Below are 13,378 nucleotides of genomic sequence, written 5' to 3' on the forward strand. Positions count from 1 at the left end.
TTTTGTCGCAATTACCGATACGTTATGAGTTCATTAAAACATGCAAACAAACAGGTGCACGCCTTGGCCGCGTTCATACCCCGCACGGCTCCTTTGAAACACCTGTATTTATGCCAGTCGGTACACTGGCTACAGTGAAAACAATGGCGCCAGAAGAATTAAAAGCAATGGATGCAGGCATCATCTTAAGCAATACGTACCATCTATGGCTCCGTCCGGGTCATGACATTGTGAAAGAGGCAGGCGGTCTGCACAAATTTATGAATTGGGATCGAGCGATTTTAACTGATTCAGGCGGCTTCCAAGTATTTTCTTTGAGTGAATTTAGAAAAATCGAAGAAGAAGGCGTTCACTTCCGTAATCACTTAAACGGAGACAAGCTGTTCCTTTCTCCTGAAAAAGCCATGGAGATTCAAAACGCGCTTGGCTCTGATATTATGATGGCATTTGATGAATGCCCTCCATATCCAGCAGAGTACGATTACATGAAACGTTCTGTGGAGCGGACAAGCAGATGGGCAGAGCGCTGTCTAACAGCGCACCAGCGTCCAGAGGATCAAGGTCTGTTTGGAATTGTCCAAGGCGGAGAATACGAAGAGCTTCGGAAACAAAGTGCAAAAGATCTGGTTTCACTTGATTTCCCGGGCTACGCCATCGGAGGCTTATCTGTTGGTGAACCAAAAGATGTGATGAACCGTGTGCTGGAGTTCACAACGCCATTTTTACCAGCAGACAAGCCAAGGTACTTAATGGGTGTCGGCTCACCAGATTCATTAATTGACGGCGCTATCCGCGGTGTAGACATGTTTGATTGCGTACTGCCGACGAGAATTGCAAGAAACGGTACGCTCATGACAAGCGAAGGACGTCTTGTTGTGAAGAATGCAAAATATGAGCGTGATTTTAGACCAATCGATGAAAACTGTGACTGCTACACATGTAAAAACTACACACGCGCCTATATTAGACATTTAATCCGTACAAATGAAACGTTCGGAATTCGATTAACAACTTATCATAATCTTCATTTTCTGTTAAAATTAATGGAGCAAGTGAGAGAAGCTATCCGTGAGGATCGTTTAGGTGATTTTAAAGAAGAGTTTTTTGAGCGTTATGGCTTTAATAAACCGAATGCGAAAAACTTTTAACGCATAAACGAAAGGCTTTACAATGATTTAGAAAGGGGTGAGATAGAATGGATGGTGGTATGGGTTCAATCATTATGATTGTTGTCATGTTTGCTGTGCTTTACTTCTTGTTAATTCGTCCACAGCAAAAGCAACAAAAAGCTGTGCGTCAAATGCAGCAATCTTTATCAAAAGGCGATAAAATCGTCACAATCGGTGGTTTACACGGTGAAATCGACTACATTGATGAATCAAAAGTAGTCATCAAAACAAGCGAAAACAACCGTTTAACTTTCGACCGTCGTGCTATTAGAGAATTAGCTGACAAAGGCTAATCCTCCAATACATAGCCAGAAAAAAAGAGCGATATCATTCGCTCTTTTTTTATTTGCCTCGGAGATTGACCCCGATCATTCCCCCTAGCATGCAAATCCCCAAAAAGGCCACATGATAGATGAATTGCTCTGGTGAAAAGGTCTCTCCAAACCCTAAATATTGAAACAAAAATACAGTGAGAGAAAAGATCATAGAAGTGATCGCACCAATGAGCCAGCCGCGTTCCTTTGCTTTCCCCCCAGATATGATCCCTCCTAATAAAAGTGCCACAAAGGACAAAATCATAATCATCCATTTAAACGATGATTCCTGCATACTTGTCAAGGTAAGCATGAGTGACACAAGTAAGCTTGTGACAATCATCACGACAAAAATGGCAATTAAGCCGGATAAAATGCCTTTTCCTATTTGTTTCGTTTCCTGCATGTGATTCGTCTCCTCTCCAATTGACCGAAGCTTGTCTTTTACTAAAATGTATTCACAGCGAAGAAAAAATAGACATGTTTCTCACGATAAAAACAGAGGCTTTCTTTTCTACATAAATAAAGTGTTTTGACACAAGCTATGGTGGAGAAGGAGGGGTTACATCACATGCAGGACATCTTGATTATCTCCATGAGAACGGTCATTTTATATTTTCTCATTTGGTTCATCTTTCGTTTAATGGGAAAGAGGGAAATTGGCGAACTAAGTATTTTAGATCTTGTCATTTTTATGATGATCGCTGAAATTGCGGTGCTCGCCATAGAAGAAGTAGAGGATCATATGTTACATACGGTTTGGCCGATTCTGCTGTTAACCATCATTCAAATTACACTTGCCTATCTCTCATTAAAGTTTCAAGGTGTCCGGCGCTTTCTCGATGGAAAGCCGACCCTGCTTATTATCAATGGGAAAATAGACGAGGATGCGATGAGAAAACAGCGATACAATTTCGACGATCTGCTCATCCAATTAAGAGAAAATAACATCGATAGCATTCAGGATGTCTCATATGCCATCTTAGAGCCATCTGGAAAGCTCGCCGTCGTCGAAAAAGAAAACAAGCGCACACATGCCGCGCTTGAGCTTCCTCTTATTGCAGACGGTATTGTCCAGCATGACCACCTAAAGCGAATTAATCAAAATGAACAGTGGCTGAAAGATGAGCTTGCCAAAAGAGGCTATCATGATCTTGAGCAAATCTCCTATTGTAGCTTTAATCAAAAGACATTTTATATTGATTTGAAGGATGAAGTGATCAAGAAGAGATGAGCTAGAGCAGCTTCCCGATGAATGGGATGCGGCGAAGCTCTTCTCGTTTCACTAACCCAAGACAGATTAATAGAATGACATACAGAGCGCATGTGACAAAGATGAGCATCACAAGCTCAAGAGGGGCGGAAAAGAGTCCGCTGACTTGAGATTTCAGCAAAAGACTAACAGCCCCTGTCCCGATGATCACAAGGACACATATCCCGTATTCCTTCAATGGTAAATGAATAGGTAGAACCTTTCCGACAGTTGCCGCATGGAGCAATGTGACAAGGACAATGCCAATCAGTATCGCAACTGCTGCACCCATAATGCCAAAGCTCGGCTGGGAAGCAAGGACGAAGATCATCCCAGTTTTCACAACAGCACCTATCAGGCTGTTGGTCATCGCCGCACCAGCTAAATTGAGTGCTTGAAGCACGGCTTGAAGCGGCCCTTGAAAATAATATAGAAGAAAAAATGGTGCCATGAATTTCACATAGATGGCTGCATGCGATGAACCATACATGAAGAGCGTTAAATCTTCTGCATAAACGAAAAGAATAATACATGAAATGCCTCCGCTGAGTAAACAGAGGCGCATCGCCTGCTTTAGCCGGTATTCCACTGTTTTGCGCTTATTTTGCTCCATTCCTTCACTGATCGCCGGGACTAATGCGGTGGAAAGTGAGTACGTAATAAAACTAGGCAGTGTCAAAAGGGTTAGCGCAAGACCAGTCAACTCCCCGTACTGCCTTGTCGCCTCTACAGCCGCATAACCAGCAATGGCAAGACTTTGCGCAACAACAATCGGCTCTAAAAACCAAGAAATATTGCCGATGAAACGACTGCCTGTCGTTGGCAGGGCAATACTCATGAGCTGCTTAAATGTGTCCTTCCCGTCATAAATCGCCTTGAAAAAACGCTTTCGAATACGAATTGTTTTTTTATAACGGAAGGCGATCAGTAAGTAAGCGAGTGAAATCATCTCTCCAATCACAGATGAAATCATCGCACCTGCTGCCGCATATTCAATCCCATAAGGAAGGAAAGCCGTTGTACATACCGCCACAAGAGAAATTCTTGCGACCTGTTCCAGTACTTGAGACATCGCAAGTGGACTCATCTGCTGTCTTCCTTGAAAATATCCTCTTAACACACTGGAGATGGCGATGACCGGAACGACTGGTGTAATGGCAAGCAGTGGATAGACCGTTCTAGGATCTGTCAGCATATTTTCCGCCATAATAGGGGCAAACCATAAAAAGAGCGGCGTGAAAATCAGGCTGAGTGTTCCTGTTATCGCAAGGGACATCACTAGAATGCGTTTTGTTTTCTGTTTGTCACCCCGGGCTTCTGCTTCTGCGACAAGCTTACTAATGGCGACAGGCAGTCCAAATTGGGTCAGTGTCACCGCGAGAAAAAAGGTAGGTGCAGCCATCATATAAAGCCCGACGCCTTCTTCGCCAATGAACCGTGCGATGACAATTCGATTGACAAAACCCAATATTCTCGTGATAAAACCTGCTAAAATTAAAATAATGGTCCCTTTTAAAAACGTTTGCTTCGTCAAATCAAAGATCACCTGCCTTCTCAAACGACATAGAATCATATACAATAAGATATGCGTGTATATCGTCCAAGCATGACAAGTCTCTCGATAAAAAACTGAAAAGGGGGAGCCTCACATTGACACAACATCCGGCTGCTATATACAAAGACCATTTAAAGCCTTTTCTGTTCAGTAAGCTTGAAGAATTCATCGTTTTGGGCTATAAAGATGTAGATTTAGAGGAATTATGGTCATACTTAGAGAATAAGAAGTGGAAGAAAAAACAAGAGTATCCGATTCATGAAATGGTTGCAGATATTTTATCTGTGAAAATTGGCGAATTTATGAACTATGCAACCGTTCAGTCGTTTAAAACGTCTGCTTTTTTGGACAGTGAAGATGGCAAGAATATGCTAGATGAACTGTTGAAATAGGCCATCTTAATGGATTCAGGTGTTTAAGGAGGAAATACATAATGAAAAAAGGGCGCATTCTTGCGTTTTTCTTAGTGGTTCTGTTAATCGGAACTGGCGTAGGCTTACTAACAAAGCCTGTTGCGAAAGATATGACGCTAGGGCTGGATTTGCAGGGTGGATTTGAAGTTCTGTATGATGTACACCCAGTGAAAAAAGGTGACAAGATCACAAATGGTGTTCTCGTCAGTACGGTGGAGGCTTTAAACCGAAGAGCCAACGTGCTTGGTGTAAGTGAGCCGAACATTTCGATTGAAGGCAACAACCGTATCCGCGTGCAGCTTGCGGGGGTAAAAGATCAAAACAGAGCAAGGGAGATTCTTTCAACTGAAGCACAGCTTTCCTTCAGAGATACGAATGATAAAGAGCTCCTGAACGGATCTGATCTTGTCGAAAACGGTGCAAAACAAACATTCAATCAAACGAATGAGCCGATCGTCACTGTCAAATTAAAGGACGCGAAAAAATTTGGTGACGTGACAAGAAAAGTAGCGGCCATGGCACCAAATAACCAGCTTGTCATCTGGCTTGATTACCATAAAGGAGATTCCTTCAAAAAAGAAGTCTCTAAATCAAACCACAAGTATGTGTCTGCACCGAATGTCAATCAAGAGATTAACAGCAGTGACGTACAAATTGAAGGAAACTTTACTGTCCAAGAGGCAAAAGACCTTGCAAGTATTTTAAATGCGGGGGCATTGCCAGTAAAATTAACTGAAAAATATTCAACATCTGTGAGTGCACAGTTTGGTGAACAAGCGCTGAACGAAACAGTGTTCGCAGGAATTGTAGGAATCGCATTTATTTTCTTATTCATGCTGCTTTATTACCGATTACCGGGTCTGATTGCTGTCATTACACTTTCAGCTTATATCTACATTACGCTTCAAGTGTTCGACTGGATGGGCGCGGTCATGACACTGCCTGGAATTGCAGCACTGATTCTTGGGGTAGGGATGGCTGTCGATGCCAACATTATTACTTATGAGCGGATCAAAGAGGAGCTCAAGCTCGGTAAATCTGTCCGTTCTGCTTTCAGGTCAGGGAACCGCAGATCCTTTGCCACCATCTTAGATGCAAACTTAACAAGTATTATTGCCGGCGGGGTGCTGTTCTTCTTCGGAACAAGCTCTGTAAAAGGATTTGCAACAATGCTCATCCTATCCATTTTAACAAGCTTTATCACGGCTGTATTCCTATCAAGATTCCTTCTTGGACTTCTCGTTGAAAGCCGTTATCTTGACCGTAAAAAAGGCTGGTTTGGTGTCCGTCAAAAAGACATCATCGATATTCATGAAACAACAGAAAATACTGAACCAAAAACACCATTTGATAAATGGGATTTTGTCAGCAAACGTAAAGGCTTTATGATTTTCTCAATAGCTATCACCATTGCTGGAATCATTGTGCTGTCTATCTTCAAGCTGAATGCAGGTATTGATTTTACAAGTGGTACTAGAATTGATATCCAAAGCGATCACAAGCTGTCAGCTGAACAAGTAGAGCAAGACTTTAAAAAGCTGGATCTTGAGACAGACAGTGTTGTGTTATCGGGTCAAAAAGAAAACCAAGCAGCGGCGCGATTTGTCGGTGTGCCGAACAAAGAAAAGATTGCTGAAGTGAAAGATTACTTCAAAGATAAATACGGAACGGAGCCGAACGTAAGCACAGTGTCTCCGACTGTTGGAAAAGAGCTTGCCCGTAATGCATTATATGCTGTCATCATTGCTTCAATTGGGATCATTTTATATGTATCTGTCCGCTTTGAATATAAAATGGCGATTGCAGCGATTATCTCACTGCTATACGACGCATTCTTTATCATCGCTTTCTTTAGTATTACGCGTTTAGAGGTGGATGTCACCTTTATTGCGGCGATTCTCACAGTCATCGGGTACTCGATCAACGACACGATCGTCACCTTTGACAGGGTTCGTGAACAAATGAAGAAACGTAAACCGAAAACCATTGAAGATCTATCATACATTGTAAACTTAAGCTTACAGCAAACCTTTACGCGGTCTGTCAACACCGTGCTGACCGTCATTGTTGTGGTTGTTGCGCTGCTTATCTTCGGATCAGCGTCAATTACAAACTTCTCCATCGCCTTACTTGTCGGCTTATTAACAGGGGTGTACTCATCTCTTTATATTGCGGCACAAATTTGGCTGATGTGGAAAGGCCGTGAGCTGAAAAAGCCGGCTAAAATAGACACAGAGCAAGATATTTAATCTATAGAGACTGCCTTTTGGCAGTCTTTTTTCTATCGTCTCTCCGAGGAAGACGATTTGAAAAAACATTTCGAGTTTCATTGATCTTGAAATGGTCTTTTGCTATAATGACATACGTTTAGATCAGTATAGAAAGCAAGTGTCCGTTTGGGCATTTGGCTTTATTCATTGGAGGGGCTGTTATGAAGGTTCGGGAAACTGAACTGCCAGGTATCGGTCACAAAGCCGAAATGATCACAAGAAATAATGAGAAGCTTGCCATCATTACACATGATGACGGCAGAAGAGAAATGTATCATTTTCAAGAGGACGACCATGAAGAGACTATTTCTGGCATCTTGCTAAACGATGAAGAAGCAAGACAAATCGCGGCTATTTTAGGCGGCATGGTATATAAGCCAAAAGCACTTGAGACCGTAGAGGTAGCCATTGATGAACTGATGATTGAATGGTTTAAAATTGAAAAAAACGCACCTGCTGTTCAGCAGACAATCGGAGATCTCAATGTCCGCCAAAACTATCAAGTAACAGTCATCGCCATCGTGAGAAAATCACATGAGAAGATTTTAAATCCAGGACCAGATACGGTCATTGAAGAAGGGGATACCCTTGTCATATCTGGAGAAAGAAAAGAATTAAAGAACCTCATTAAAGAAAAACTCAGCAGCTAATCGGGCCCATGCTGATAGATTTTTTCCGCTATTTTCTTTTTCTGTGTTTAAGAAGGATAAGGAATAGGGAAGAATAAAAGAAAAAGCTTGGGGGATATGTAGATGAATAAACAACAATGGACCATCATACTCGCATTTATTTTCGTATTAATTGTTTCAGTATTTGCCGTGATTAATGTGCGGCCTGTGCAAGTAGACTACTTATTTGGAACGGCTGAATGGCCGCTCATCCTTGTCATTATTGGCTCTGTTCTAATGGGCGGACTCATTGTGGCATTTGCAGGGATTTTCCAAATTGTAAAATTAAAACGTGAACTAAAAGCATTAAAAGCTGAGCGTACAGTCGCTGCGCCTGCATCTAGTGTTTCTTCTAAAAAGGTAGACAAAGACGTTCAAAAGAAATCGAATGTCACGCCTTTAAAAGAACAGCCAGCGTCCTTTGACCGGAAGGAAAAATAATCTTCCAGCACAATTTCATAAAATAAAAATTGAAACCCCTCAGGCCACTCTAGTATAATAGTGTGGTTGAGGGGTGAATTTATGTTATTATCTAAAATGCGCTGGGAATATGAACATCCAAGCGAAGAAAAAGTGAAATCACTCTCTGAAAATCTGAATATTTCAGCGCTGACTGCATCGCTTCTTGTAAAAAGAGGACTCGAAGAAGTAGAAGAAGCGAGGTCTTTTTTATTTGATCAAAAAGCCGAATTTCATGATCCATTCCTATTAAAAGGGATGAAAGAAGCAGTAGAGCGCATCAACAAAGCGATCGAAGAGCAAGAATCGATTGTGATCTTCGGAGATTATGATGCGGATGGTGTGACAAGTACGTCTGTGCTTTTACATACATTAAAAGAGCGGTCTGCAAAGGTAGACTTTTATATTCCCGATCGATTTAAAGAAGGCTATGGGCCAAACGAACAGGCATTTCGATATATCAAAGAGCAGGGAGCATCGCTCGTTATCACGGTCGATACAGGTATTGCTGCTGTGAATGAAGCTCGTATTGCAAAAGAAATAGGATTAGACCTCATCATCACAGATCACCATGAACCAAGTGATGAGCTGCCTGAGGCGCTTGCGATCGTCCATCCTAAGCAGCCGGGCTGTGAGTATCCCTTTAAAGAGCTCGCCGGTGTTGGCGTTGCGTTTAAAGTAGCACATGCACTCCTAGGTAAACTGCCAGTTCAGCTATTAGATCTTGCTGCGATTGGTACAATTGCCGACCTTGTTCCACTGCATGATGAAAATAGATGGCTCGCAAAAAAAGGGCTCGTTCAGCTTCGGCAGTCGAAAAGACCGGGGCTAAAAGCGTTAGTGAAAGAAACGGGAGCCACTCTTGAAGAAGCAAACGAGGAAACGGTCGGCTTTCAAATTGCGCCAAGGCTGAATGCTGTAGGGCGAATTGAACAGGCAGATCCAGCTGTTCATCTACTCATGACAGAGGATAAGGATGAAGCAGAAGAGCTCGCTCGTTTTGTACAAGAACTCAACAAAGAACGACAAAAAATCGTGAGTACGATCACAGAAGAAGCCATTCAAATGGTCGAAGAGATGGGCGATGATCAGTCTGCGATCGTTGTTGCAAAAGCTGGCTGGAATCCAGGCGTTGTCGGAATTGTGGCATCTAAATTGACTGATACATTTTCTCGTCCGGCAATTGTGCTTGGGATCGATGAAGACGCGCAAATAGCAAAAGGATCAGCGCGGAGCATTCCTGGCTTCGATCTATTTTTCCATTTAAGCAAATGCCGCGACATCCTGCCGCATTTCGGCGGGCATCCGATGGCAGCAGGCATGACACTTCAAGCGGATGATGTCCCTTTACTAAGGGAAAGATTAAATCAATATGCAAATGAAACATTGACAGAAGAAGATTTTATTCCGGTTCAGCGGGTCGATGCCGTATGCAAGGTAGACGAAATAACGGTTCAAGCGATTGAAGAAGTGGGGATGCTATCACCATTTGGAATGCAGAACCCTAAGCCATTCATTATGATTGAAGATGCGAGGCTCGAGGACATCCGAACGATTGGGGCAAATCATCATCACATAAAAATGTCTCTGAAAGACGAAGACAAGCTACTTGACTGTGTTGGTTTTCATCAAGGGAAATTAAAAGAAGAAATTGTTCCAGGAAGCCGCATTTCCGTGATTGGCGAAATGTCCATTAATGAATGGAATAACCGGAAGAAACCTCAGCTGATGCTAAAAGATGCCCGAGTTGATGAATGGCAGCTGTTTGATTTACGCGGGAAAAAGGATTGGGAAAAGAAAATATCGACGCTTGATCCAGAAAAATACCTTGTTTTCTGTTTTGATGAAGAAACAAAAAATGAAGTGCGAATCCCGGTTCACCACGTCGATGCAGAAAATGCTTCAACGTTTGATGTACAAGACAAGTATGTGGTCTTTGCGGATGTCCCCGCAGATGAACACTTGCTTAAGCTGCTTTTAGAAAATCAAAAACCAGCCCGAATTTATACGGTCTTTCAAAGAAAAGAAGATCACTTTATGTCCTCTTTCCCTAGCCGTGACCAGTTCAAATGGTTTTATGGGTTCTTGTTAAAACGGGGAAGTTTTCCTCTCAAAGAACAAGGGATGGAGCTTGCTAAGCATAAAGGCTGGACAAAAGATACAATCATTTTTATGACAAAGGTGTTTTTTGAACTCGGTTTTGTTAAAATAGAGAATGGTGTGCTGTCAATAGTACTTGATGCCCCTAAAAAAGATTTAACTGCATCAGCGTCCTATACAGCAAAACAACGATTGATGGAACTCGATCAAACACTAACATATTCCTCAGCCAACGAGCTGAAGGAATGGCTGAATAGCATGATGGGCGAAGTCTCACCTGTGCTTTGACGTACGAGGAGGAAAAGGAAAAGATGGATTTAAAACAATATGTGACAGTTGTACCTGACTACCCAAAGGAAGGTGTACAATTTAAAGATATTACAACGTTAATGGATAAAGGCGAAGTGTACCGTTATGCAACGGATCAAATTGTTGAATATGCGAAGGAAAGAGACATTGATCTGATTGTTGGACCTGAAGCGCGTGGATTCATTATTGGCTGCCCTGTAGCATACGCACTTGGTGTAGGTTTTGCACCGGTTCGTAAAGAAGGAAAGTTGCCTCGTGAAGTCGTTAAAGTCGAATACGGCTTAGAATACGGTAAAGATGTATTAACGATTCATAAAGATGCGATTCGTCCTGGTCAGCGTGTACTGATTACAGATGACTTACTTGCGACTGGTGGAACGATTGAAGCTTCCATCAAGCTTGTAGAGGAATTAGGCGGCGTTGTAGCAGGGATTGCATTTTTGATTGAGCTGACGTATCTAGATGGCAGAAAAAAGCTTGACGGTTACGACATCTTAACGTTAATGCAATACTAATTTGAGTTTTCGTAAAAAGCACTCAGTAAGAAGGGTGCTTTTTTCCTATCAAAAATCTTTTAGCGGACTTCTTCTCTTTACATCTATCGATTTTTTCTTGATAATAAACTACAATACAGTTTTCATTTAAAAAGGTGATTCCATGGCGAACGAACAAGTTTTAACGGCGCAGCAGGTCATTGACAAGGCAAGAGAATACCTGTCCGCTGAACATATTCAATTTATAGAGCGAGCATATGAATATGCTGAGAATGCACACAAGGAGCAATACCGGAAATCTGGTGAGCCCTATATTATCCATCCAATTCAAGTGGCGGGAATTCTTGTTGACCTTGAAATGGACCCATCGACCATTGCGGGCGGCTTCCTGCACGATGTCGTTGAGGATACAGATGTGACATTACAGGATTTAAAAGAGCATTTTAACGAAGAAGTAGCGATGCTTGTTGATGGTGTGACAAAGCTCGGGAAGATTAAATATAAATCACAAGAAGAGCAGCAGGCCGAGAACCACCGGAAAATGTTTGTGGCAATGGCGCAGGATATACGTGTGATCTTGATTAAGCTGGCAGACCGTCTTCACAATATGAGAACGCTCAAACACCTTCCGCAGGAAAAGCAGCGAAGAATTTCTAATGAAACACTTGAAATCTTTGCACCGCTTGCGCACAGATTAGGGATTTCAAAGATTAAGTGGGAGCTTGAGGATACAGCACTCCGCTATTTAAATCCGCAGCAATATTACCGGATTGTGAATCTCATGAAGCGCAAGCGAGCTGAACGTGAGGAATACTTGGACGAGGTTGTCAATGAAGTAAAAGACCGCGTGTCTGAAGTGAACATCAAGGCTGAATTTTCCGGCAGACCAAAACATATCTATAGCATTTATCGCAAAATGGTCATGCAAAATAAGCAGTTTAATGAAATTTATGATTTACTGGCTGTTCGTATTTTGGTCGACAGTATTAAAGACTGCTATGCCGTGCTCGGGATTATCCATACATGCTGGAAGCCGATGCCAGGGAGATTTAAGGACTATATTGCGATGCCAAAGCCAAACATGTACCAATCTCTTCATACAACCGTGATTGGTCCAAAAGGGGACCCGCTTGAAGTTCAGATCCGTACATTTGAAATGCATGAAATTGCAGAATACGGGATTGCGGCACACTGGGCATACAAAGAAGGTAAAGAGTCAGCAGAATCAACGGAAGAAGCCGTATTCCAGAAGAAGCTGTCCTGGTTTAGAGAAATTCTTGAGTTCCAAAATGAATCCACAGATGCAGAAGAATTTATGGAATCGTTAAAGATCGATCTCTTTTCTGATATGGTGTTTGTTTTTACGCCGAAAGGAGACGTCATTGAACTGCCGTCTGGTTCAGTTCCGATCGACTTCTCTTACCGAATCCACTCCGAAATTGGGAATAAAACGATCGGCGCCAAGGTGAACGGTAAGATGGTCACACTTGATCATAAACTGAAAACAGGTGACATTATTGAAATTCTGACATCAAAGCATAGCTATGGACCAAGTCAGGATTGGGTAAAGCTTGCCCAAACCTCCCAAGCGAAGCACAAGATCAGACAGTTTTTCAAAAAACAGCGCCGTGAAGAAAATGTCGAAAAAGGCCGAGAGCTCATTGAGAAAGAAATCAAAAACCTTGAGTTTGATGTCAAAGACATTCTCACAGCCGAAAACCTGCAAAAAGTGGCCGATAAATTTAATTTTTCAAACGAAGAGGACATGTATGCGGCCGTTGGATATAACGGAATTACTGCACTCCAGGTAGCGAATCGTTTAACAGAAAAAGAAAGAAAACAAAGAGATCAAGAGGAACAAGAGAAAACGGTCCAAGAAGTGACGGTGGAGTCAAAGCCGTATCACGGGAAAAAACGTGAAGCCGGCGTAAGGGTCAAGGGGATTGATAACCTACTTGTTCGTTTATCTAAGTGCTGTAATCCTGTTCCGGGTGATAGCATTGTTGGTTTTATCACAAAAGGCCGAGGTGTATCTGTTCACCGTGAGGACTGTCCGAACGTGAAGACTGGAGAAGCGCAGGAACGGTTAATTCCAGTAGAGTGGGAGCATGAACAGCCTGCTCGAAATCGTAAAGAATACAATGTGGAAATCGAGATATTAGGATATGACAGACGCGGCTTACTCAATGAGGTGCTTCAAGCAGTCAATGAGACGAAAACGAACATTTCCTCTGTTTCCGGGAAGTCTGATCGTAACAAAGTGGCGACGATCCATATGGCGATCTTTATTCAAAATATCAACCATTTGCACAAAGTAGTAGAACGTATCAAACAAATCAAAGACATTTACTCTGTTCGCCGATTTATAAATTAGA

The 13,378-nt window shown here is 42.3% G+C and carries 12 protein-coding genes; 10 read left to right on the forward strand and 2 right to left on the reverse strand.

Going from position 1 to position 13,378, the window contains the following annotated elements; all coding sequences use genetic code 11:
• Window positions 1-2: 2 nt before the first annotated feature.
• Together tgt and yajC are read left to right on the forward strand one after the other, a co-directional pair.
• Complete coding sequence (tgt, locus tag IEE86_RS11990) at window positions 3-1,148, forward strand: tRNA guanosine(34) transglycosylase Tgt (RefSeq protein WP_191097431.1); 1,146 nt, start codon at window positions 3-5, stop codon at window positions 1,146-1,148.
• Between the two features lie 47 nt (window positions 1,149-1,195).
• Window positions 1,196-1,462 (forward strand): preprotein translocase subunit YajC, encoded by a 267-nt coding sequence (gene yajC, locus IEE86_RS11995; protein ID WP_003216659.1) that lies wholly within the window; start codon window positions 1,196-1,198, stop codon window positions 1,460-1,462.
• Between the two features lie 49 nt (window positions 1,463-1,511).
• Here yajC and IEE86_RS12000 read toward each other — a convergent pair whose 3' ends face one another.
• On the reverse strand, window positions 1,512-1,889 hold the full coding sequence (locus tag IEE86_RS12000; RefSeq protein WP_191097432.1) for a TIGR04086 family membrane protein: 378 nt from the start codon (window positions 1,887-1,889) through the stop codon (window positions 1,512-1,514).
• Window positions 1,890-2,054: 165 nt separating this feature from the next.
• Between IEE86_RS12000 and IEE86_RS12005 the strand changes: the two genes are divergently transcribed.
• The gene (locus IEE86_RS12005) at window positions 2,055-2,717 is read left to right on the forward strand and encodes a DUF421 domain-containing protein (RefSeq protein WP_191097433.1); all 663 of its coding nucleotides are present in this window, start codon (window positions 2,055-2,057) and stop codon (window positions 2,715-2,717) included.
• A gap of 1 nt (window position 2,718) precedes the next feature.
• Here the strand turns inward: IEE86_RS12005 and spoVB are convergent, their stop codons facing one another.
• Window positions 2,719-4,269 carry a stage V sporulation protein B gene (gene spoVB, locus IEE86_RS12010; RefSeq protein WP_191097434.1) on the reverse strand — a complete coding sequence of 517 codons (1,551 nt, stop codon included), beginning with the start codon at window positions 4,267-4,269 and terminating at the stop codon, window positions 2,719-2,721.
• 116 nt (window positions 4,270-4,385) lie between these two features.
• Here spoVB and IEE86_RS12015 point away from each other — a divergent pair, with 116 nt between their 5' ends.
• The 7 genes from IEE86_RS12015 (at window position 4,386) to IEE86_RS12045 (ending at window position 13,377) form a co-directional block, all read left to right on the forward strand.
• Complete coding sequence (locus IEE86_RS12015; protein ID WP_003216788.1) at window positions 4,386-4,682, forward strand: post-transcriptional regulator; 297 nt, start codon at window positions 4,386-4,388, stop codon at window positions 4,680-4,682.
• 41 nt (window positions 4,683-4,723) lie between these two features.
• Window positions 4,724-6,952 carry a protein translocase subunit SecDF gene (secDF, locus tag IEE86_RS12020; RefSeq protein WP_191097435.1) on the forward strand — a complete coding sequence of 743 codons (2,229 nt, stop codon included), beginning with the start codon at window positions 4,724-4,726 and terminating at the stop codon, window positions 6,950-6,952.
• 182 nt (window positions 6,953-7,134) lie between these two features.
• The gene (locus IEE86_RS12025; protein ID WP_191097436.1) at window positions 7,135-7,623 is read left to right on the forward strand and encodes a cation:proton antiporter regulatory subunit; all 489 of its coding nucleotides are present in this window, start codon (window positions 7,135-7,137) and stop codon (window positions 7,621-7,623) included.
• A 102-nt stretch (window positions 7,624-7,725) separates the two neighbouring features.
• Window positions 7,726-8,082 carry a LapA family protein gene (locus IEE86_RS12030; protein WP_191097437.1) on the forward strand — a complete coding sequence of 119 codons (357 nt, stop codon included), beginning with the start codon at window positions 7,726-7,728 and terminating at the stop codon, window positions 8,080-8,082.
• An 81-nt stretch (window positions 8,083-8,163) separates the two neighbouring features.
• Window positions 8,164-10,488, forward strand: coding sequence for a single-stranded-DNA-specific exonuclease RecJ (recJ, locus tag IEE86_RS12035; protein ID WP_191097438.1), 2,325 nt, complete (start codon window positions 8,164-8,166; stop codon window positions 10,486-10,488).
• Between the two features lie 23 nt (window positions 10,489-10,511).
• Window positions 10,512-11,024, forward strand: a complete 513-nt coding sequence (locus IEE86_RS12040) for an adenine phosphoribosyltransferase (protein WP_003216770.1) — start codon at window positions 10,512-10,514, stop codon at window positions 11,022-11,024.
• 142 nt (window positions 11,025-11,166) lie between these two features.
• On the forward strand, window positions 11,167-13,377 hold the full coding sequence (locus tag IEE86_RS12045) for a RelA/SpoT family protein (protein WP_191097439.1): 2,211 nt from the start codon (window positions 11,167-11,169) through the stop codon (window positions 13,375-13,377).
• Window position 13,378 lies beyond the last annotated feature (1 nt).

The organism is Bacillus crepusculi (genome assembly GCF_014764715.1).
Taxonomy (GTDB): domain Bacteria; phylum Bacillota; class Bacilli; order Bacillales; family Bacillaceae; genus Bacillus.